At 72.2% G+C, this 19,772-nt stretch carries 22 protein-coding genes; 12 read left to right on the top strand and 10 right to left on the bottom strand.

The features are described 5' to 3' along the window. Positions 1–20 precede the first annotated feature (20 nt). A complete protein-coding gene (locus tag ACWC5O_RS19870; RefSeq protein ID WP_450584421.1) occupies positions 21–1,364 on the top strand; it encodes a M1 family metallopeptidase in 1,344 nt (447 codons plus the stop codon). Here the strand turns inward: ACWC5O_RS19870 and ACWC5O_RS19865 are convergent. The 4 genes from ACWC5O_RS19865 to ACWC5O_RS19850 are packed head-to-tail and all read right to left on the bottom strand — an operon-like array spanning position 1,361 to position 5,134. Then, positions 1,361–2,386 carry an L-idonate 5-dehydrogenase gene (locus ACWC5O_RS19865; RefSeq protein ID WP_450584422.1) on the bottom strand — a complete coding sequence of 342 codons (1,026 nt, stop codon included), beginning with the start codon at positions 2,384–2,386 and terminating at the stop codon, positions 1,361–1,363. The genes ACWC5O_RS19870 and ACWC5O_RS19865 overlap by 4 nt on opposite strands. A 14-nt stretch (positions 2,387–2,400) precedes the next feature. Then, a complete protein-coding gene (locus ACWC5O_RS19860) occupies positions 2,401–3,165 on the bottom strand; it encodes an SDR family oxidoreductase (RefSeq protein ID WP_450584424.1) in 765 nt (254 codons plus the stop codon). A gap of 13 nt (positions 3,166–3,178) precedes the next feature. Next, positions 3,179–4,576 carry a GntP family permease gene (locus tag ACWC5O_RS19855; RefSeq protein WP_450584425.1) on the bottom strand — a complete coding sequence of 466 codons (1,398 nt, stop codon included), beginning with the start codon at positions 4,574–4,576 and terminating at the stop codon, positions 3,179–3,181. Between the two features lie 39 nt (positions 4,577–4,615). Then, positions 4,616–5,134 (bottom strand): gluconokinase, encoded by a 519-nt coding sequence (locus ACWC5O_RS19850; RefSeq protein WP_450584427.1) that lies wholly within the window; start codon positions 5,132–5,134, stop codon positions 4,616–4,618. Between the two features lie 142 nt (positions 5,135–5,276). On the opposite strand from ACWC5O_RS19850, the gene ACWC5O_RS19845 reads away from it, so the two are divergent. Beyond that, positions 5,277–5,978 (top strand): FadR/GntR family transcriptional regulator, encoded by a 702-nt coding sequence (locus ACWC5O_RS19845; protein ID WP_450584429.1) that lies wholly within the window; start codon positions 5,277–5,279, stop codon positions 5,976–5,978. A gap of 42 nt (positions 5,979–6,020) precedes the next feature. On the opposite strand, the gene ACWC5O_RS19840 is transcribed toward ACWC5O_RS19845, so the two are convergent. Next, complete coding sequence (locus ACWC5O_RS19840; protein ID WP_450584431.1) at positions 6,021–6,395, bottom strand: YchJ family protein; 375 nt, start codon at positions 6,393–6,395, stop codon at positions 6,021–6,023. 127 nt (positions 6,396–6,522) lie between these two features. On the opposite strand from ACWC5O_RS19840, the gene ACWC5O_RS19835 reads away from it, so the two are divergent. Genes ACWC5O_RS19835 through ACWC5O_RS19825 form a run of 3 tightly spaced genes read left to right on the top strand, consistent with a single transcriptional unit; the run spans position 6,523 to position 9,264 of the window. Next, positions 6,523–6,822, top strand: coding sequence for a dsRBD fold-containing protein (locus ACWC5O_RS19835; RefSeq protein WP_450584432.1), 300 nt, complete (start codon positions 6,523–6,525; stop codon positions 6,820–6,822). Between the two features lie 12 nt (positions 6,823–6,834). Further along, the gene (locus ACWC5O_RS19830; protein ID WP_450584434.1) at positions 6,835–8,139 is read left to right on the top strand and encodes a phosphoribosyltransferase family protein; all 1,305 of its coding nucleotides are present in this window, start codon (positions 6,835–6,837) and stop codon (positions 8,137–8,139) included. Positions 8,140–8,148: 9 nt separating this feature from the next. Continuing rightward, a complete protein-coding gene (locus ACWC5O_RS19825; RefSeq protein WP_450584435.1) occupies positions 8,149–9,264 on the top strand; it encodes a CapA family protein in 1,116 nt (371 codons plus the stop codon). 9 nt (positions 9,265–9,273) lie between these two features. On the opposite strand, the gene polX is transcribed toward ACWC5O_RS19825, so the two are convergent. The 4 genes from polX to ACWC5O_RS19805 all read right to left on the bottom strand — a co-directional run bounded on the left by polX (position 9,274) and on the right by ACWC5O_RS19805 (position 13,454). After that, positions 9,274–11,001 carry a DNA polymerase/3'-5' exonuclease PolX gene (polX, locus tag ACWC5O_RS19820; protein ID WP_450584437.1) on the bottom strand — a complete coding sequence of 576 codons (1,728 nt, stop codon included), beginning with the start codon at positions 10,999–11,001 and terminating at the stop codon, positions 9,274–9,276. Between the two features lie 35 nt (positions 11,002–11,036). Then, entirely contained in the window at positions 11,037–11,663 is a 627-nt protein-coding gene (locus tag ACWC5O_RS19815) for a cytochrome b/b6 domain-containing protein (protein WP_450584438.1), read from the bottom strand. After that, positions 11,647–12,375, bottom strand: coding sequence for a molybdopterin-dependent oxidoreductase (locus tag ACWC5O_RS19810; protein ID WP_450584439.1), 729 nt, complete (start codon positions 12,373–12,375; stop codon positions 11,647–11,649). Before ACWC5O_RS19810 ends, ACWC5O_RS19815 begins: the two co-directional genes overlap by 17 nt. A 77-nt stretch (positions 12,376–12,452) precedes the next feature. Beyond that, entirely contained in the window at positions 12,453–13,454 is a 1,002-nt protein-coding gene (locus ACWC5O_RS19805; RefSeq protein WP_450584440.1) for a hypothetical protein, read from the bottom strand. Between the two features lie 333 nt (positions 13,455–13,787). Here ACWC5O_RS19805 and ACWC5O_RS19800 point away from each other — a divergent pair, with 333 nt between their 5' ends. From ACWC5O_RS19800 to ACWC5O_RS19785, 4 genes are read left to right on the top strand one after another with little or no spacing between them, the layout of a single operon-like run. Further along, entirely contained in the window at positions 13,788–14,678 is an 891-nt protein-coding gene (locus ACWC5O_RS19800; protein ID WP_450584442.1) for a DMT family transporter, read from the top strand. A 32-nt stretch (positions 14,679–14,710) separates the two neighbouring features. Beyond that, positions 14,711–15,226: an NUDIX hydrolase gene (locus tag ACWC5O_RS19795; RefSeq protein WP_450584443.1), complete on the top strand. Its 516-nt coding sequence runs from the start codon at positions 14,711–14,713 to the stop codon at positions 15,224–15,226. Between the two features lie 21 nt (positions 15,227–15,247). Next, on the top strand, positions 15,248–15,640 hold the full coding sequence (locus tag ACWC5O_RS19790; RefSeq protein ID WP_450584445.1) for a YidH family protein: 393 nt from the start codon (positions 15,248–15,250) through the stop codon (positions 15,638–15,640). Beyond that, positions 15,637–15,951 carry a DUF202 domain-containing protein gene (locus ACWC5O_RS19785; RefSeq protein ID WP_450584447.1) on the top strand — a complete coding sequence of 105 codons (315 nt, stop codon included), beginning with the start codon at positions 15,637–15,639 and terminating at the stop codon, positions 15,949–15,951. Before ACWC5O_RS19790 ends, ACWC5O_RS19785 begins: the two co-directional genes overlap by 4 nt. A 22-nt stretch (positions 15,952–15,973) precedes the next feature. On the opposite strand, the gene ACWC5O_RS19780 is transcribed toward ACWC5O_RS19785, so the two are convergent. After that, positions 15,974–16,933 carry an NADP-dependent oxidoreductase gene (locus ACWC5O_RS19780; RefSeq protein ID WP_450584646.1) on the bottom strand — a complete coding sequence of 320 codons (960 nt, stop codon included), beginning with the start codon at positions 16,931–16,933 and terminating at the stop codon, positions 15,974–15,976. Between the two features lie 112 nt (positions 16,934–17,045). On the opposite strand from ACWC5O_RS19780, the gene ACWC5O_RS19775 reads away from it, so the two are divergent. The 3 genes from ACWC5O_RS19775 (at position 17,046) to ACWC5O_RS19765 (ending at position 19,765) form a co-directional block, all read left to right on the top strand. Beyond that, positions 17,046–17,345: a hypothetical protein gene (locus ACWC5O_RS19775; protein ID WP_450584448.1), complete on the top strand. Its 300-nt coding sequence runs from the start codon at positions 17,046–17,048 to the stop codon at positions 17,343–17,345. Positions 17,346–17,512: 167 nt separating this feature from the next. Then, positions 17,513–18,535 carry a phosphotransferase family protein gene (locus ACWC5O_RS19770; protein ID WP_450584449.1) on the top strand — a complete coding sequence of 341 codons (1,023 nt, stop codon included), beginning with the start codon at positions 17,513–17,515 and terminating at the stop codon, positions 18,533–18,535. 6 nt (positions 18,536–18,541) lie between these two features. Continuing rightward, positions 18,542–19,765, top strand: coding sequence for an acyl-CoA dehydrogenase family protein (locus tag ACWC5O_RS19765; protein ID WP_450584451.1), 1,224 nt, complete (start codon positions 18,542–18,544; stop codon positions 19,763–19,765). The last annotated feature ends 7 nt before the right edge of the window (positions 19,766–19,772 follow it).

Raw genomic sequence — 19,772 nt, 5'->3', positions numbered from 1 at the left:
CGCAGGGAGCGGACACAGCAGTGGCAGTTCAGCAGTCGGTCGGCCCGGACCCGTACTTCCCGGACAACGGTGACTCCCGCTACCGGGTGCACCGCTACGAGCTCACGCTGGACTACCGCCCGGGTCCGAACCGGCTGGCGGGCACGGCCCGGATCAACGCGATCGCGGGACGGTCGGCGCTCACCGAGTTCCAGCTCAACCTGGCCGACTTCAAGATCGGGCGGGTCCGGGTGGACGGCCGGCAGCCGCACTACACGCACCGTGGCGGCAGACTGCGCATCCGCCCGGTCAAGCAGATCCGGGCCGGGGCCGCCTTCACGGTCGAGGTGCACTGGTCCGGCAACCCCAGCCCGGTGTCGAGCCCCTGGGGCGGGATCGGCTGGGAGGAGCTGTCGGACGGGGCGCTGGTGGCGAGCCAGCCGATCGGGGCGCCGTCCTGGTACCCGTGCAACGACCGGCCGGCCGACAAGGCGTCGTACCTGATCTCGGTCACCACGCCGTCGGCGTACGCGGTGGTCGCGGGCGGGCGCCTGCTGACCCGTACGACGAAGGCCTCGACGACCACCTGGGTGTACGAGCAGGCCGCGCCCACGTCCAGCTATCTGGTCGGTCTCGCGATCGGCAAGTTCCAGACGGTGCTGCTGGGCGACCCGGGGCCGGGCGGCATCCCGCAGCACGGGCACATCCCGGCGCATCTGCTGCCCGAGTTCTCCCGGGACTTCGCGCGGCAGCCCGCGATGATGGAGCTGTTCCAGGAGCTGTTCGGGCCGTACCCGTTCGACGAGTACGCGGTCGCGGTGACCGAGGAGGAACTCGATGTGCCCGTCGAGGCACAGGGGTTGTCGCTGTTCGGCTCCAACCACGTGGACGGGGCCCGGGGTTCGGAGCGCCTGGTGGCGCACGAGCTGGCGCACCAGTGGTTCGGCAACTGCGTGTCCATCGCCGACTGGCGGCACATCTGGCTGAACGAGGGCTTCGCCAAGTACGCGGAGTGGCTGTGGTCCGAGCGCTCGGGCGGCCGCAGCGCCCAGCAACTGGCCGCGGCCGCACACCGGTTGCTGTCCACGCTGCCGCAGGACCTCCGGCTGGCCGACCCGGGCCGCAAGTCGATGTTCGACGACCGGCTCTACGAGCGCGGCGGCCTGACCCTGCACGCGGTGCGCTGCGCGCTGGGCGAGGAGGCGTTCTTCCTCATGGTGCGCAGCTGGGTGCGGCTGCACCGGAACGGTTCGGTGACGACGTCGGCGTTCACCGCGCACGTGGCCCGGTTCGCGGACGAGCCGCTGGACGGGCTGTTCGAGGCGTGGGTGTACGGGGCGGCGCTGCCGCCGCTGCCGATGCCGGGCACGCGGGCGGCCGTCTAGTTCTCGAACTCCAGCAGGACCTTGCACGACCGGCTCCGGTCGGCGGCCAGCGCGAACGCCGCCTCGGCCTGCCGTACCGGAACGACCGCGCTGATCAGCCCGTCGAACTCCTCGCGGGCCGCCAGCAGCCGCAGCGCCTCGTCGAACCCGGTGCCGAAACGGAACGCGCCCCGCAGCTCGATCTCCCGGCTCACCAGCAGGTTCCCGGGGAAGGGACTCTGTCCCGGCGGCAGCATCCCGAGCTGGACCACCACGCCGCCGCGCCGCACCAGCCGGAGACAGGTGTCGAGGCCGGCCGCGACCCCGGAAGCCTCGACGGCCACGTCCGCCTCGGCGGGCCACCCGGTGTCGTCCGGGTCGTCGGCGCGTACGAGGGTGTCGGCCCCGGCGAGGGCCGCGTATCCGAGTGCCTCGGGCAGCAGGTCGGTCGCGGTCACCCGTGCCGCGCCTGCCGCCTTCGCCGCGGCGACGACCAGGCATCCGATCGGCCCGGCCCCGGTCACCAGCACATGCCGGCCGGACACGTCCCCGGCCCGCCGCACCGCGTGCAGCGCGACCGCGAGCGGCTCGGCGAGGGCCGCCCGCCGCAGCCGGAGCCCGTCCGGAAGGGGCCTCAACTGCCCTGCCGGTACGGCCACTCGGCCGGCGAACCCGCCCTGCACATGCGGGAAGCGGGCCGCGCTGCCGAGGTACCGGGTGTCCCGGCAGACGTTCGCCCGCCCGGCACCGCACTCCGGGCACCGGCCGCAGGGGGTGGCGGGGTGCACGGCGACGGCCGTACCGGGTACCGGACCGGTGGCTCCGGCGCCGTAGGAGACCACGGTCCCCACGACCTCGTGCCCGAGCACCATCGGCTCCCTGAGCCGGAAGTCGCCGACCCCGCCGTGTCGCCAGTAGTGCAGGTCGGAGCCGCACACACCGCCGTACCGGACGGCCACCAGGGCCTGGCCGGGCCCGGGTTCGGGGACCGGCAGCTCCGCCACGCGCAGCTCCCCCGCGCCGTGGATCACACAACCCAGCATGTCCGCCGCTCCTCTCAGAGCACGCTCGTCATACCGCCGTCGACGTAGAGGATCTGCCCGCTGACGAAGTCGGCGGCGGGCGAGGCGAGGAAGAGCACCCCGCCCACCAGGTCCCCGGTACGGCCCCAGCGGCCGGCCGGGGTGCGGCGACGCACCCAGGCGCTGAACTCCGCGTCCGCCACCAGGGGTTTGGTCAGCTCGGTCTCGATGTAGCCGGGCCCGAGCCCGTTGACCTGGACGCCGTACGGGCCCCAGTCGGCGCACATGCCCTTGGTGAGCATCTTCAGCGCGCCCTTGGTGGCGGCGTAGGGCGCGATGCCGGCCCGTACCACCTCGCTCTGCAGCGAGCAGATGTTGATGATCTTGCCGTGGCCACGTTCCGTCATCCGCCGGGCCGCCTCGCGGCCGACCAGGAACGCGCTGGTGAGGTTGGTGTCCAGGATCCGGTGCCAGTCCGGTTCCGTGAACTCCAGCAACGGGGCGCGCAGTTGCATGCCCGCGTTGTTGACGAGGATGTCGAGCGGGCCCACCCGCTCCTCGACGTCCGCGATCCCGGCGGCCACGGACGGACCGTCGGTCACGTCGAACACCGCCGTGTGGGTGCGGTCCCCGGGGAGTCCCGCGGCCGCTTCGGCCAGCCGGTCCGGGTCGCGCCCGTTGAGGACCACCGTGCAGCCGGCCTCCGCCAGGCCCCGGGCCAGCGCGCGGCCGATGCCGCGGCTGGAGCCGGTGACCAGGGCCGTACGGCCGCCGATGTCGAAGAGGGGGTGAGCCGTCATCGCCGTACCGCTCCTAGATCACCAGGGACAACAGCAGGACCAGGCCGCCGGCGACCACCGAGATGATCGTCTCCATCACCGACCAGGTCTTGACGGTCTGCCCGACGCTCAGCCCGAAGTACTCCTTCACCAGCCAGAAGCCGGCGTCGTTGACATGGCTGAAGAAGAGCGAGCCGGCGCCGATGGCGAGGACCAGCAGGGCGGTGTGGGTGGTCGACATGTCGGCCGCGAGCGGCGCTACCAGGCCGGCCGCCGAGATCGTCGCCACGGTCGCCGAGCCGGTGGCCAGCCGGATCGCCACCGCGATCAGCCAGGCCAGCAGCAGCGCCGGGATCGACCAGTCCTTGGAGATGTCCAGGATCATCTGGCCCACCCCGGAGTCGATCAGGGTCTGCTTGAAGCCGCCGCCCGCGCCGACGATCAGCAGGATGCCGGCGATGGGCATCAGGCCCCTGTCGACCGTCTGCTGGAGCCGCTCCTTGCCGAACCCGGCGGCCCGGCCCAGCGTGAAGAAGCCGACGATGACGGCGGCGAGCAGCGCGATCAGCGGGGAGCCGACGACGTCGAAGACCCGCTGGGTCATGTCGGTGGAGTCGTCGACGACGATGTCCACCAGCGCCTTGGCCAGCATCAGCGCCACCGGCAGCAGCATGGTGAAGAGCGTCGCGCCGAAGCCGGGCCGGCGCTCCAACTCCTCGGAGGCGCGCTGCGGGAGCATGCGGTCGGGGGCCGGGACGTCCACCCAGCGGGCGGCGAACCGGGAGAAGACCGGGCCGGCGATGATCACTGTCGGTATGGCGACGAGGATGCCGAGCGCCAGCGTCACGCCCAGGTTGGCGCCGACCGCGTCGATCGCGACCAGCGGGCCGGGGTGCGGCGGGATCAGGCCGTGCATCACGGACAGACCGGCCAGCGCCGGGATGCCGATGCGCATCAGGGAGTAGTTGCCGCGCTTGGCGACCATCAGCACGACCGGGATCAGCAGCACGATGCCGACCTCGAAGAACAGCGGCAGGCCGACCACGGACGCGATCAGCACCATCGCCCACGGCATCGCACGCCCTCCCGCCTTGGCGAGGATCGTGTCGACGATCTGGTCGGCGCCGCCCGAGTCGGCGAGCAGCTTGCCCAGGATCGCCCCGAGCGCGATCAGGACGCCGACGCCGGCCACCGTGGCGCCGAGCCCGGTGGTGAAGCTGGTGATGGCCTTGTCCAGCGGTGCCCCGGCGACGGCCCCGAGGACCAGCGACCCGATGGTCAGCGCCAGGAAGGCATGGAGCTTGAACTTGGTGATGAGCAGGACGATGACGGCGATGCCCGCCAGGACGGCGATGCCGAGCTGGGCGTGGCCGGCCGAGGTGATGGGCTGGACGGTGTCCGCTGCCAGCATCTCGACTCTGAGTCTGGTCACGGGGGTTCCCTTGCAGGTACGGGGGACGGGGGTGGGGTGCTACGCGGGAGTGCCGGGAAGCGCGTCGAGTGCCTTCACGGCTCGGTCGGTGATCTCCTCGGGGCTGCCGCTGACGTCCACGGCGACTCCCGGCTCGTCGGGCTCCAGGGGCTGGAGCGTGGCGAACTGGGAGTCCAGCAGGGCGGTCGGCATGAAGTGACCCTGCCGGTGGGACATCCGGTCCTCGATGAGCTCGCGGTCGCCCGTGAGGTGCACGAACACGATCCCGGGCGCAACCGCCCGGAGCCGGTCGCGGTACGACCGCTTCAGCGCCGAGCTGCTGACCACCCCGCCGAGCCCGGCCCGCCCGTGCGCCCAGTGACCGATGGCCTCCAGCCACGGCCACCTGTCGGCGTCCTCGAGCGGGATCCCGGCCGACATCTTGTCGATGTTGGCCTTGGGGTGGAAGTCGTCGCCCTCGGCGTACGGGACGCCCAGCCGGGCGGCGAGCAGAGGACCGATCGTGGTCTTGCCCGTCCCGGCGACGCCCATCACGACGACGACCTGGGGGGTGCGCATGACTGCCTCGCTGTCTTCCTCGACATCCGACGCCGACGTCCGGCGTCGCCACACTGAAACCCATTAGGTACGACGAATTCAAGAGTGCGTGACATATAAGTCTGACTTTTTGGCTCTGTGATCCACGCCGTACGCTGAGTGCATGAGCACACCGGGCCGGGGGCTGCACGGCCATGTACTGGACACCCTCGGTCCCGCGATCACCGCGGGCGAGTACCCGCCGGGCAGCGTTCTGCGAACCGACGAGCTGGCACAGCACTTCGAGGTGTCACGTTCCGTGATGCGGGAGGCGGTCCGGGTGCTGGAGTCCATGCACCTGGTCGAGTCCCGTCGCCGGGTGGGCGTGACCGTCCGCCCCAAGGCCGAGTGGAACGTCTACGACCCGCAGGTCATCCGCTGGCGCCTCGCGGGCGCCGACCGCCCGCACCAGCTGCGCTCCCTGACCGTGCTGCGCTCGGCGGTCGAGCCGGTGGCGGCGGGCCTGACCGCGAAGAACGCCACGGCCGAGCAGTGCGCCGAACTCACCGAGTGCGCGCTGGGTATGGTGTCCAACTCACGCGGCCACCGGCTGGAGGAGTATCTGGTCCACGACATCGCCTTCCACCGGGTCATCCTCACGGCCTCGGGCAACGAGATGTTCGCCCGCCTCGGCGACGTCGTCGCGGAGGTGCTGGCCGGGCGCACCCATCACGAGGTGATGTTCGAGGACCCCGACCCGGCTGCGGTGACCCTGCACGTGCAGGTCGCGGAGGCGGTACGCGCGGGTGACGCCGCCCGCGCCGAAGAGCTGACCCGCGAGATCACCGTGGGCGCCCTCCATGAACTGGACATCCTGGCGCCCTAGTCGGCGTGACCGGCAGCCGACGTACCACGACGTCCTGACGTCCTAGTCGAGGATGTCCCCGTCGACGTACACCCACGCCCCGTCCACCCGCTCGAACCGGCTGCGCTCGTGCAGCGAGCCGCCGCGGTAGGAGGCGCGGAACGTCACGGTGCCGGTGGTGTGGAAGGCGGACCCGTCGGTGCTGCCGAGGATCTCCAGCCCCGTCCACTCCATGCCGGGGTCCAGATCCAGCCGCTCCGGCCGGGTCCGGGGATGCCACGTCCGCATCAGATACCCCGTGTCCCCCTTCACGAACGCGCTGTACCGCGACCGCATCAGCGCTTCGGCGGTCGGCGCAGCGGCCGACCCCGAGTGGAAGCGGCCGCAGCAGGCGTCGTAGGACTCGGGTCGGCCGCAGGGGCAGGTGCGCGTGGTCATGGCCCATATTCTGCCCGTGACCGGGGAGGCGCGGGCCGCCTGTGCGGTGCACAGTGGAAGAGGAGACGCGCCGGTGCGTCCCGTTGCCTCGCAGCGCAGTGAGGAGAGACGGACGATGACTCGACCCGTGAGCAACCGTCCTCCGTCCGTCAAGGAATGGCGGCTGAACCTGTACCTGTCCGAACACGACCCGGACACCACGGCCCGGATCATCCTGGACACCGGGGACAACGTCCTGGAGAGCCACGCGGAGGCCCGCAGGAGCCCCTACGACACGGCGGTGCCCGAGATCGGTGACGAACTCGCGGCCGGTCGTGCGCTGATCGCCATGGGCCGTCTGCTGCTGCGCGCGGCCTCGGGCGACATGAAGGAGATGGGTGCGACCGAGATGGACACTCCCGCGCCCCTCTGGCCGACCGAGGGATGACGGAGCCCTGCCGTGTTCTTCACCGACCGAATCGAGGCGGGGCGGCTGTTGGGCGCCCGCCTCGAGTACCTGAGGGGTCAGGACGTCGTGGTGCTGGGGCTGCCGCGCGGCGGGGTGCCGGTCGGCGCGGCGGTCGCCGAGGCGCTCGACGCGCCGCTCGACGTCTGCCTGGTGCGCAAGCTGGGCGTGCCCGACCAGCCGGAGCTGGGCATGGGCGCGATCGGCGAGGGCGGCGTACGGGTGATCAACGAGGAGGTGCTGCGCCTCACCGGTGTCGGCGAGGCGGCGCTGGACCGGGTCGAGAGACACGAGCGCGAGGTGCTCGAACAGCGGGCCGCCCGCTACCGGGGCGACCGCACCCCCGTCTCCGTCGCCGGCCGGACCGTCGTGGTCGTCGACGACGGTGTGGCCACCGGCTCGACCGCGCGGGCGGCCTGCCGGATCGCCCGGGCCCGGGGCGCGGCGCGGATCGTGCTGGCGGTCCCCGTGGCACCACGGGACTTCGCCCGGCGGCTCGGCGGGGACGCCGACGAACTGGTCTGCCTCGACACCCCGGACGACTTCTTCGCGATCGGCCAGTTCTACGTCGACTTCACCCAGACCGGCGACGACGAGGTCATGGCCTGTCTGCGGCAGGCGGCCAGGCGCCACGACCGCTTCGCCGGCACCGGCGCGGAGGACCGCGAGGTGGAGGTCGCGGCCGGTGCCGTACGGCTGCGCGGACGGCTCACCCTGCCCGAGGGCGCGACCGGGGTCGTCGCCTTCGCCCACGGCAGCGGCAGCAGCCGGCACAGCCCGCGCAACCGTTTCGTGGCCGAGGGACTGAACAGGGCCGGCCTCGGCACCCTGCTGTTCGACCTGCTCACCGAGGCCGAGGAGCGCGACCGGGCCAACGTGTTCGACATCGGGCTGCTGGCCGGGCGGCTGTCCGGTGCCACGGCCTGGCTGCGCGAGGAACCCGACGTGGAAGGGCTCGCCGTCGGCTACTTCGGCGCCAGCACCGGCGCGGCCGCCGCCTTGTGGGCCGCCACCGAACCGTCGGCACGCCCGGCCGCGGTCGTCTCCCGCGGTGGCCGGCCCGACCTCGCCGGGCCTCGGCTGCCCGAGGTGACGGCGCCGACGCTGCTCATCGTGGGCGGTGCCGACCTCCAGGTGCTCGGTCTCAACCGGGAGGCACAGGCGCAACTGCGGTGCGAGAACCGGCTCGAGGTGGTTCCCGGCGCCACGCATCTGTTCGAGGAGCCCGGCACGCTGGAGCGCGTGACCGAGCTGGCCCGCGACTGGTTCACCGACCACATGGCACCCGCGCACGTGTAGGTGGGGATCATGCCCGAGGGGCTCGTCACGCTGTTCCTCGCCGGAGACGTCATGCTCGGCCGGGGCGTCGACCAGATCCTCCCGCACCCCGGTGACCCCGCCCTGCGGGAGTCCTACGTGCACGACGCCCGCGGCTACGTGGCCCTGGCGGAGTCGGCGAACGGTCCGGTGCCGCGGCCGGTCGACCCGTCCTGGCCCTGGGGCGAGGCCCTGCCGGTGCTGGACCGTGCCGCGCCCGACGTGCGGGTGATCAACCTGGAGACGGCCGTGACCCGGGACGGCGACTTCGCGCCGGGCAAGGGAGTCCACTACCGGATGAACCCGGCCAACCTGCCCTGTCTGGCGGCGGCGCGCCCCGACGTCTGCGTGCTCGCCAACAACCACGTGCTCGACTTCGGGCCGCTGGGCCTCGCGGAGACGCTGGACTCCCTGGCGGCGGCCGGGCTGCGGGTCGCGGGTGCGGGTCGGGACGAGGTCGCGGCCTGGCGGCCGGCGGCCGTACCGCTGCGGGCGGGCGGACGGGTGCTGGTCTTCTCCTTCGGGATGCCGTCCAGCGGAATCCCGCACAGCTGGGCCGCCGGTGCCGAGCGGTCCGGAGTGGCCCTGGTCGCCGCGCCGACCGAGGGCGCCGCGGCCGCCTTCGCCGACCGGCTGCGGCAGCTCGGCCGGCCGGACGACATCGTGGTCGCCTCCGTCCACTGGGGCTCCAACTGGGGATACGGCGTCTCGCGCGCCGATGTCCGCTTCGCCCACGCGCTCGTCGACGCCGGCGTGGACGTCGTCCACGGCCATTCCTCGCACCACCCGCGTCCGCTGGAGGTGTACCGGGACAAGCTCGTGCTGTACGGCTGCGGCGACCTCGTCGACGACTACGAGGGCATCGGCGGCTACGAGCGCTACCGGGACGACCTGCGGCTGCTGTACCTGGCCTCGCTCGAACCCGGCACGGGCCGGCTGACCTGCCTGCGGATGGTGCCGCTCCAGGCGCGCCGGATGCGCCTGGAGCACGCGTCGGCCGAGGACACCGCGTGGCTGCGCGCCGCCCTCGACCGGTGCAGCCGTGACCTCGGCACCCGGGTCGAACAGGGGGACGACGGCACGCTCACGGTCCGGTCCCTGCGGTGAATGGGGAGCTCAGGTCCGCCCGCTCTTGCGCAGGAACTTGCGCAGGCGGGTCAGGGGCCAGGTGTTGATCACGTCGTCCTTGGTGAGCCAGCCGCGCTGTGCGGTGGCGACGCCGTAGCGCAGCTGGGCGAGGTGGAGGACGGAGTGGGCGTCGGTGTTCACCGCGAACTTCACTCCGTGCTGCCGGGCCCGCAGGATGTCCTCGTCGCGCAGGTCCAGCCGGTCGGGCTGGGCGTTGACCTCCAGCGCGGTGCCGTTGCGGGCGCAGGCGGCGAACACCTCGTCCCAGTCGGCGTCGACGCCCGGCCGTTTGCCGATGAGCCGGGTGGTCGGGTGGCCGATGACGTTCACGTAGGGGTTCTCGCAGGCCCGCAGGAGCCTCCGGGTCATCGCCTTGGGGTTCAGGTCGAAGTGGGAGTGCAGGGAGGCCACGCACAGGTCGAATCCGGCCAGGAAGTCGTCCGGCCAGTCCACGTCGCCGTCGGGGCCGATGTTCAGCTCCGTGCCGTGCAGCAGCCGCATCCTGCCCAAGGTGCCGTCCAGTTCCCGCAGTTGCTCACGCTGGGCGAGGACCTTCTCGTCGGTCATGCGCTGCATGTACAGGTTGGGCGCGTGGTCGGTGACCGCGTAGTAGGCGTAGCCGCGTGCGGCGGCGGCCTCCAGCATCGTCTCCAGCGGTGCGAGGCCGTCGGTGAGGTCGGTGTGGGTGTGCAGGTCGCCGCGGATGTCCCGCTCGGTCAGCACCTCGGGCAGCTCACCGCGCAGGGCCGCCTCGATCTCTCCCCGGTCCTCCCGCAGCGTCGGCGGGATCCAGGGCAGGCCGAGCCGGTCGTACACCTCCTCCTCGGTTCGGGAGGCCAGCGACTTCCCGCTCTCGGCGTCGAACAGGCCGTACTCGGAGAGCTTGAGCCCCTGGTGGACGGCGATGGTGCGGGTGCGGATGTTGTGCGCCTTGGAGCCGGTGAAGTACTGCAGTCCGGCGCCCCATGAGTCGGGCGGCAGCACCCGCAGGTCCACCTGGACGCCCTTGTGGGTGCGGACCGACGTCTTCTTCTCGCCGTGGGCGATCACCTCCGCGGTCGACGGCAGCGAGACGAGGGCGTCCATGAAGGGCCCGGACCGGTTGGCCGCGACGAGGATGTCGATGTCGCCGACGGTCTCCCTCATGCGCCGCAACGATCCGGCGTAGGTGCAGCGCTTGCAGCCGGTCACCGCGGACAGTTCGGCGACGATCTCCTCGGCGGTGTCGAGGGCCAGGTGGACGGGGATGCGGCCGCCCGCCTGCCGCAGCAGCTGGATCCCGTGCAGGATGTTCTCCTGCGTCTTCTCGCCGAACCCCTTCACATCGGCCAGCGCGTCCGCCTCGATGGCCGCGGCCAGTTCGTCCACCGAGGAGATGTGCAGGTCCTGGTAGAGCCGCAGTGCCTTCTTCGGGCCGAGCGTGGGGATGGTGATCAGCTGCCGTACCCCGGCGGGGATCTTCGCCCGGCGCTCCTCGACCACGGCCATCATGCCGGTGCGCAGGTACTCGACCACCTTCTCGGCGATCGACTTGCCCACGTTCGGGATCTCCTTCAGGCCGTTGACGTCCAGATGGGAGATGTCGGCGGGATGGCCGCCGATGGCACGCGCGGCCTTCTCGTAGGCGCGCGCCTTGAAGGCGTCGCCTCCCGTGATGGCGATGAGGTCCGCGTACTCCCGCAGGAGCGCCTCGACCTCTTCATTGGGCCGGGCCACCCTTCAAGTCTAGGAAGACGACCTCCAGGTCGTCCTCACGGACGCCACAGGGGGTGCTCCCGCTTCGCCCACTCTCTGCTCACCGACCCGGTCCGCAGTCCCCGGCGTGCCTCCGGGTTCCCCAGCGCCATGCCGATGTGGCCGGCCAGGACCACGCCGATGGTCAGCGCCAGCCAGTCGTGGACGAAGGTCGCCGAGGTGCGCCACATCAGCGGGGTGAGGTGGGTGAACCACATCATCAGGCCGGTGCCGAGCATGACCAGGGTGGCCCCGGCGATCCAGGCCGCGTAGACCTTCTGGCCCGCGTTGAACTTGCCCGCCGGACGCGAGGAGTGGCGCTTGTCGTGTACGAGCACGGCGCGCAGCCACACGCGGTCGTGGGGGCCGAAGCGGTTGAGGAAGCGCAGGTCGGCGCGGAAGGCCCGGGAGGCCAGGCCGAGGAGGACGGGGACGGGCAGGGCCAGCCCGGCGCACTCGTGGACGCGGACGACCAGTTCGCGGCGCCCGACGAGCACGGCGAGCTGCGGGATGTAGAGGCAGGCCGCGGTCACCACGCACACGCCCATCAGGGCGGCCGTGGTGCGGTGCACCCACCGTTCGGCCCGGCTGAAGCGGCGGACGCGGGCGCTCGGCGGGGCCGGGGTCTCAGCTCGTAGGCTCATCGGTCCGTCCGTTCGAGCGGCCGACCCAGGCGTCGACGTCGTAGCCGAGCTTCTCCCAGTAACCCGGGCGGACCTCGTCGGTCACGGTGATGCCGGAGAGCCACTTGGCCGACTTGTAGAAGTACATGGGGGCGACGTAGAGCCGGACCGGGCCGCCGTGGTCGTGGCCGATGTCCTTGTCCTGCATACGCAGGGCGACCAGGACGTCCGGACGGCGGGCCTGGTCGAGGGTGAGGCTCTCGGTGTAGGCGCCGTCGAAGCAGGTGAAGCGGATGGCCTTGCCGCCGGCCCGGACACCCGCGGCGTCCAGCAGGTGGGAGAGGCGTACGCCCTCGAAGGGGGTGCCCGGGACCCGCCAGCCGGTGACGCACTGGACGTCCTTGACCAGCCGGGTCTGCGGCAGGGCGTGCAGGTCGGCGAGGGTGTAGGTGCGCGGGTGGTCGACCAGCCCGTCGACGGTGAGCCGGTAGTCGGCGGGGCCCCTGTGCGGGACGGACGCGGCGACCGAGTAGTAGCGGAAGCCGCCGCCGTTGGGCAGCAGGCCGGTCAGGCCCGTGGGGTCCTTGCCGGAGACGCTGCCGAGGAAGCCCTCCAGGCCCCGTTGCAGCACCGGTGCGGCGGCGACGCCGAGGGCGCCCAGGCCGAGGGTGCCGAGGAAGACACGGCGGCCGATCGGCCTGCCCTCCGGTTCCTCCGTTGGTTCAGGGTTCACGTAGTCATTCGAGCACTTCCGGCCCTCCCGGGCCAGGGAGTCGGGTCACAGGTCAGACTTCCGTAATCACTTCTCACCTACACCTCGGGCAGCGGCCTGCCCAGTGCGCGGTGGCGGGCGGTGCGGAAGGCCTGCCAGGCGTCGCGGTGCGGGTAGGACCAGGGGGCCCGGGTGGCGTGCCGGCCGATGCGCTGGAAGAGGGCCGCCGCCTCGGCCGGGCGGCCGGCGCAGGACATGGCGAACGCCAGGTGGTTGAGGTCGGTGTGGCGGCGGGGGTGGTCGTCGTGCTCCCACTCCAGCCACCAGTCGAAGGCCGCGCGCAGGATCCGGCGGGCCCGGGGGCCCGCCCAGTGCCCGGAGCCGACCGGGTCGGCGGGGGCCAGTCCGGTGGCGGCCAGGACCCGGTAGCGCTCGGCGTACGCGACCACCGGCAGGACGGCCAGCGGGGAGTCGGCGGGGGCCTCGGCGGCGGCCAGCTCGGCGAGGTCGTACACCTCGTGGGACTCGGCCCGGCCGCCCTGCGGCCGCTCGGCGAGCCGGGCGACCAGCAGGTGGTGTCCGTGGTGGTGCTCGGGATGCCGCTCGCGCAGTTCCGCGAACGTGCGCAGCACCTCGTTCTCCGGGCCCCGGGTGCGGGCCAGCAGGAGCAGGCCGAGCCAGGGGGTGGGGTCGGCGGGGGTGAGCGCGGCGGCGGTGCGGCAGGCCTCGCGGGCCCGGTCGGCGTCGTCCTTGCCGCGCAGGGTGCGCTGGACCAGGGCGAGGGCGTGCAGGGTGGCGGCGTCGGCGGAGCCGGGTTCGGCGAGCAGCCACTCGTGGGACCAGGCGGCGGCGTACGGCTCCGCGGCGAGCACGGTGGCCCGGTGACCCCGCCGGTCCCAGTCGTCGCCGGTGTGCAGCAGCAACGAGCGGGCGACCTGCCAGCGGCCCTGGGCCAACGCGGCCCGGGCGGCGCGGAGCTCGGCGTCGCCGAGCGCCTCGTCGAAGGCAGCTTCTAACGCACCGGAGTCGTCCGGGGCGGTGTCGCCGGACTGGTCCGTGGGGGCCCGGCGAGCGCCGAGCAGAGGCGGGAGTGGGGTCACCGCAGGACTTCCTGTTTCTCGGGCTGCCATCGACCGATCACGCACAGCAAACCCTCAGCCAAGGTTTGCGTCAAGCGGAACCCGGATGTTACTGCGTTCAACTAACTTACGAGTAGGGGGACTTGAGCCACGGACACCCAGATTGCGAGGTGCGCGGGCGAGGTGCGGGCGCTTTTCTGTGGCGTACGCCATGGCGCCGCAGGCCCGCTCGGCGGAGCATCGTGACCCGTCAACCGCCCGGTTCCGGGCACTCTCCGGGGCGATGCGGCCCCGGGAGCGCTACAGTCGGCCACTACGCGTCCGTGGTCCGGCCGGATGATCGAGGTACGCAGCGTGTCCGTTCTGGTTCTCCTTCTCGCCGTGAGCGCGGCCTGCTGCGTCGGCTTCGGATTCGTACTCCAGCAGAACGCCGCCCAGAAGGCACCCCTCGGCGACTTCCTGTCGTTCCGGCTGCTGCTCGACCTGATGCGGGTGCCGCGCTGGCTCGGCGGCATCGCCCTGATGGTGGCCGGCATGGTGCTGGGCGCCGTCGCTCTGGGCAAGGGCGAGATCTCCCTGGTCGAGCCGCTGCTCGCCACGAACCTGCTGTTCGCGCTCGCCCTCTCCCGCCACCAGACCAGGCAGTCCCTGGGCCGCCAGGGCTGGACCGGTCTCGCGCTGCTCGCGGGCGGCGTGACCGCGTTCATCATGGCGGGCGAGCCGCGCGGTGGCAGCGCGGTCGCCGACCCGGTGCGGCACTGGCTGATCATCGGCGCCATGCTCGGCGCGGCCATGGTGCTCACGACGTACGCCAAGCGCTCCCGGCTGAGCTGGGGTCCGGTGCTGCTGGCCACCGCCGCCGGGCTGCTGTACGGCGTGCAGGACGCGCTGACCCGGGTGAGCGGCACCCGCTTCGCCGAGGGCGGCTTCACGGAGCTGTTCACCGGCTGGCAGCCCTACGGTGTGCTCGCCCTCGGCGTCAGCGGTCTCGTCCTGGTGCAGAGCGCCTTCGAGACGGCTCCGCTGCGCATGTCCCTGCCCGCGCTCACCGCGGCCCAGCCACTCGCCGGCATCCTGTGCGGGGTGGGCTTCCTCGGCGACCGGCTGCACACCGACACCGGGGCGCTGGCCTGGGAGGCGGCGGGGCTCGCGGCGATCGTCGCGGGCATCGTGCTGCTCGGGCTGCACCCGGCCATGCCGTGCGGCACGGAGGCGGAGCCCGCGAGGAACCTCCAGGCACGCTGAGCCGGCCGCGCGGGCCCTGCTTGGATACGGGCATGAACCCTGCTGACGAGATCCTCGACATCGTCGACGAGCACGACCGGGTCGTCGCCCAGGTCGCACGCGGCGAGGCGTACGCCCGGGGCCTGCGCCACCGGTGCGTCTTCATCCAGGCCCGGGACGCGGCCGGGCGGCTCTTCGTCCACCGCCGCACCGCGACCAAGCTGGTGTTCCCCGCCCGCTACGACATGTTCGTCGGCGGGGTCGTGGGAGCCGGCGAGTCCTACGACGAGGCGGCGCTTCGGGAGGCGGAGGAGGAGCTGGGGGTGACCGGCCTGCCCCGGCCGGCCTTCCTCTTCAAGTTCCTGTACGACGACGGGGCCGGGAACAGCTGGTGGTCGGCGGTGTACGAGGTGCGGTGCGACCTTCCGGTACGGCCCCAGGCGGAGGAGGTCCAGTGGTACGACTTCCTGCCCGAGGACGAGGTGGAGCGGCGGCTCGGCGAGTGGGAGTGGGTGCCGGACGGACTGGCGGCGTACGAGCGCCTGAGGGCGTTCCGTGCCGCCCGCTGAAGCCCCGGTAGGGTCCTGCGCGTGATCGAATTCGTGCGGAACGTCCGGCTCTGGTTCGCCCCGGAACAGGTGCGGGAAGAGGGCAACACCCCCGACTACCGGTTCTCGCTGGCCAACGAGCGCACGTTCCTGGCCTGGCTGCGCACCGCGCTCGCGCTGATCGGCGGCGGCTTCGCGGTGGACCAGTTCCTGCCGGACCTGCGCTGGGCCTGGCGGGTCGGCCTGGCGCTCGCGCTGCTCGGCGCCGGCGTGCTGTGCTCGCTGCGTGCGGTGAACCACTGGGTGCGCTGCGAGCGGGCGATGCGGCGGGGCGAGGATCTGCCGACGTCCCGTTTCCCGGCGGTGCTGAGCCTGGTGATCGCGGTGGTGGCGGTCGCGATGGTCCTGGTGGTGCTGGTCGGATGGGAGGGGTGAGCACCGAGGCCCGGGATCCCGGGCTGCAGCCGGAGCGCACCCGGCTGGCCTGGCGGCGTACGACACTGTCGAGCACCGTGGCCGCCGTCCTCGCCGTGAAGACCACGCTGCACGGCGGGGCCACGGCGGTCGGCGTCGTCCTGTGCGCCCTGTGCTGTGCGCTCTGGCTGGGCTTCCTGTGGGTGGCCCACCACCGGATCCGCGCGCTCGCGGCCGGCCCGCGCCCGGCCGCGCTGGCACCCCGGCACGCGACGGCGGCGGTGTTGTGCACGGTGGCGATGGCGGCGTGCGCGGCCGCAATCGTGTTCTAGGCGGCACCTTCTCCTTCTGGTCCTAGTGGTTCGGGGCGGTGCCTTCCTCGGTCTCCCAGTCCACCGTGACCACGATCTTGCCCCGGGTGCGTCCCTCCTGGCTCAGCCGGTGCGCGTCCGCCGCCCGCTCCAGCGGGAAGGTCTCCTGGACGTGCACGGACACGGCTCCCTGTTCGGCCAGTTCGGTCAGGCGGGTCAGGTCCTCGGCGTCGGGGCGGACGAAGCAGTACCGGCCGCCGTAGGCCAGCGCCTCGGCGTCGGCGATGGACGCCAGCCGACCCTCGGGGGCGAGCAGATTGGCGGAGGTCTTCAGCGTGTCGCCGCCGACGGTGTCGAAGACCGCGTCCACGCCCTCGGGAGCCAGTCCGCGCACCCGTTCGGCCAGGCCCTCGCCGTAGGCGACCGGCTCGCCGCCGAGGCTCCGTACGAAGTCGTGGTTGCGCTCGCTCGCCGTGCCGATCATCCGGGCGCCCAGGTGGGCGCCGATCTGGACGGCCAGCGAGCCGACCCCGCCGGCCGCCGCGTGCACCAGCACGGTCTCACCGCGCTTGATCTCCAGCGCCTTCACGAGGACCTGGTAGGCGGTGAGCCCGGCCAGCGGCAGCCCGGCGGCCTCCTCGAAGGACAGGTTGCGCGGCTTGCGGGCGAGTGTGCGCACGGGCGCGGCGACGTACTCGGCGAAGGTGCCCCGGGACAGGAAGTCCTCGCGGACGTAGCCGATCACCTCGTCGCCGACGGAGAACTCCGTCACGGCGACACCGGGCTGCACCACCACGCCGCTCACGTCCCAGCCCGGGACGACCGGGAAGACGGCGTCCAGGACTGGGTCGAGGTAGCCCTCGCGGCACTTCCAGTCGACCGGGTTGACCGCCGCCGCGCGCACCTTGACCAGCACCTGGTCGGGGCCGACCTTCGGGTCGCGCACCTCCCCGAACTCCAGCACCTCGGGTCCGCCGTAGCGGCTGTAGCTGATGCCCTTCATGCCCTCGACCCTCCGGGGTACTCGCACGCCACGCAACCTGTATGTCCAGATATGCACCGTTCGCGCGTAGCCTGTCGGACGTCACCGTTCCGTACCCCTCGAAGGCGAACACATGACCACCCTCCACCAGGAACACACCGAGCACGGCACCCACAGCCACGGCCCGGGCTGCGGGCACACCGCCGTCCAGCACCTCGACCACCTCGACTACGCACACGACGGCCATCTGCACCGCGAGCACGGCGGCCACTGGGACGAGTGCGAACCGGCCGGCCACACCGAGCACGAGGGCCACGAGCACGTGCACCACGAGGAGTGCGGGCACACCCAGGTGCAGCACGGCGACCACGTCGACTACCTGCACGACGGACACCGGCACGCCGAGCACGGGGACCACTGGGACGACCACTGACCCGTATCGCGGAACGGCCGACGGCTCCCCGGGCAGCGCGCGGGGAGCCGTCGGCCTATCGTGGCTCCGGTCACGTTTCTCGCCACGTTCGGCGTAGGCACTGGACGGCATACCGACCGGTCGGCATCATAAGTCGGGTCCAGTTCACCCGTTCGTAGGAGTGATGTATGAGCGCCGACCACCCGCCCGGACTCGATCTCGACCGGCTGCGCGGCCTGCTCGACCGTGAGCGGCCCGGTCTGGTGAACGGCCCGCTGACCGGCCGGCTGATCGAGGGCGGACGGTCGAACCTCACCTACGCGCTCTCCGACGGCACCTCGAAGTGGGTCGTGCGGCGCCCGCCGCTCGGCCACGTCCTGGCCACCGCGCACGACATGAAGCGCGAGCACCGGGTGATCAGCGCGCTCCACCCGACGGACGTGCCGGTCCCCCGCCCGGTGCTGCTGTGCGAGGACGAGGAGGTGCTCGGGGCGCCGTTCTACGTCATGGAGTTCGTCGAGGGCACCCCGTACCGCACCGCGGACCAGCTCGCCCCGCTGGGCGAGGAGCGTACCCGGAACGCGGTGCTGTCCCTGGTGGACACGCTGGTCGAACTGCACGCGGTGGACCCCGCCGAGGTGGGCCTGGGCGACTTCGGCCGGCCCGAGGGTTTCCTGGACCGGCAGCTGCGCCGCTGGGGCAAGCAGCTGGACGCCTCCCGCAACCGCGAGCTGGCCGGCATCGACGAGCTGCACGCGGCACTGGGACGTGCCCTGCCCACCTCCCCCGCGCCCGCAGTCGTGCACGGCGACTACCGCCTGGACAACGTCCTGATCGGCGACGACGACAAGATCAAGGCGATCCTCGACTGGGAGATGTCGACCCTCGGCGACCCGCTGACCGACCTGGGCCTGCTGGTGATGTACAGCCAGCCGCTCGGGATGCCCCAGTCGCCGGTGTCCACGACCGCCGAGGCCCCGGGGCACCCGTCCCCGCAGGAGCTGATCGAGCGGTACGCGGCGCGCTCGGGCCGGGACGTCTCCACCGTCTCCTGGTACACGGCGTTCGCCTGGTTCAAGCTCGCCGTGATCCTGGAGGGCATCCACTACCGGTACACGCTCGGCCAGACGGTCGGGCGCGGCTTCGACCGCATCGGCGAACTCGTGCCCGTCTTCATCGACCACGGACTGACCACTCTTCAGGAAGGCTGACCGGACATGGACTTCGCGTTCGACGCGCGCACGGAGGAACTGCGCGCCAAGCTGCTCGCCTTCATGGACGAGCACGTCTATCCGGCGGAGGCGGTGGCCGAGGAGCAGCGGGCCGCGCTGGCCTCGCCCTGGGACACGCCGGCCGTGGTCGAGGAGCTGAAGGCGGAGGCGCGCAGGCAGGGCCTGTGGAACCTCTTCCTGCCGGACGCCGGGTACGGCGCCGGGCTGACGAACCTCCAGTACGCGCCGCTCGCCGAGATCACCGGCCGCTCCCCGCACCTCGCGCCGACGGCGACGAACTGCGCCGCGCCCGACACCGGGAACATGGAGGTGCTGGCGCAGTTCGGCAACGAGCAGCAGAAGAAGCAGTGGCTGGAGCCGCTGCTCGCCGGTGAGATCCGCTCGGCGTTCGCGATGACCGAGCCGGACGTGGCCTCGTCCGACGCCACGAACATCACCACGCTCATCGAGCGAGCCTCCGACGGCACGGACGAGTACGTCGTCACCGGCCGCAAGTGGTACATCTCCGGGGCGATGAACCCCGACTGCAAGATCTTCATCGTCATGGGCAAGACGGACCCGGACGGGGCGGACATCCGGCGCCAGCAGTCGATGATCCTGGTCCCGCGCGACACCCCGGGCGTGACGGTCAAGCGCGCGATGCAGGTCTTCGGTTACGAGGACCACTCCCACGGTGGCCACGCCGAGGTGATCTTCGACCACGCGCGCGTGCCGGCGTCGAACCTCATCGGTGAGGAGGGCGGCGGCTTCGCCATCGCCCAGGCCCGGCTCGGGCCGGGCCGGATCCACCACTGCATGCGGCTGATCGGCATGGCCGAGCGCGCGATCGAGCTGATGTGCAGGCGGGCCGTCTCACGCACCGCCTTCGGCAAGGCGCTGGCCCAGCAGGGTGTCGTCCAGAACTGGATCGCCGACGCCCGGGTCACCGTCGAGCAGCTGCGGCTGCTGGTGCTGAAGACGGCCTGGCTGATGGACACCGTCGGCAACAAGGGCGCCCACACGGAGATCCAGGCCATCAAGATCGCCACCCCGCGCGCGGTGGTCGGCATCCTGGACCGGGCCATCCAGCTGCACGGCGCGGGCGGTGTGAGCCAGGACTTCCCGCTGGCCGAGCTGTACGCGAGCGCCCGCACCCTGATGCTGGCCGACGGCCCGGACGAGGTGCACCAGCGGTCGCTGGCGCGGCGGGAGCTGAAGAAGTACCTCTAGGGAGCGT

This window comes from Streptomyces sp. NPDC001450 (assembly GCF_053597295.1).
This window is presented reverse-complemented; position numbering and strand designations above follow the sequence as displayed.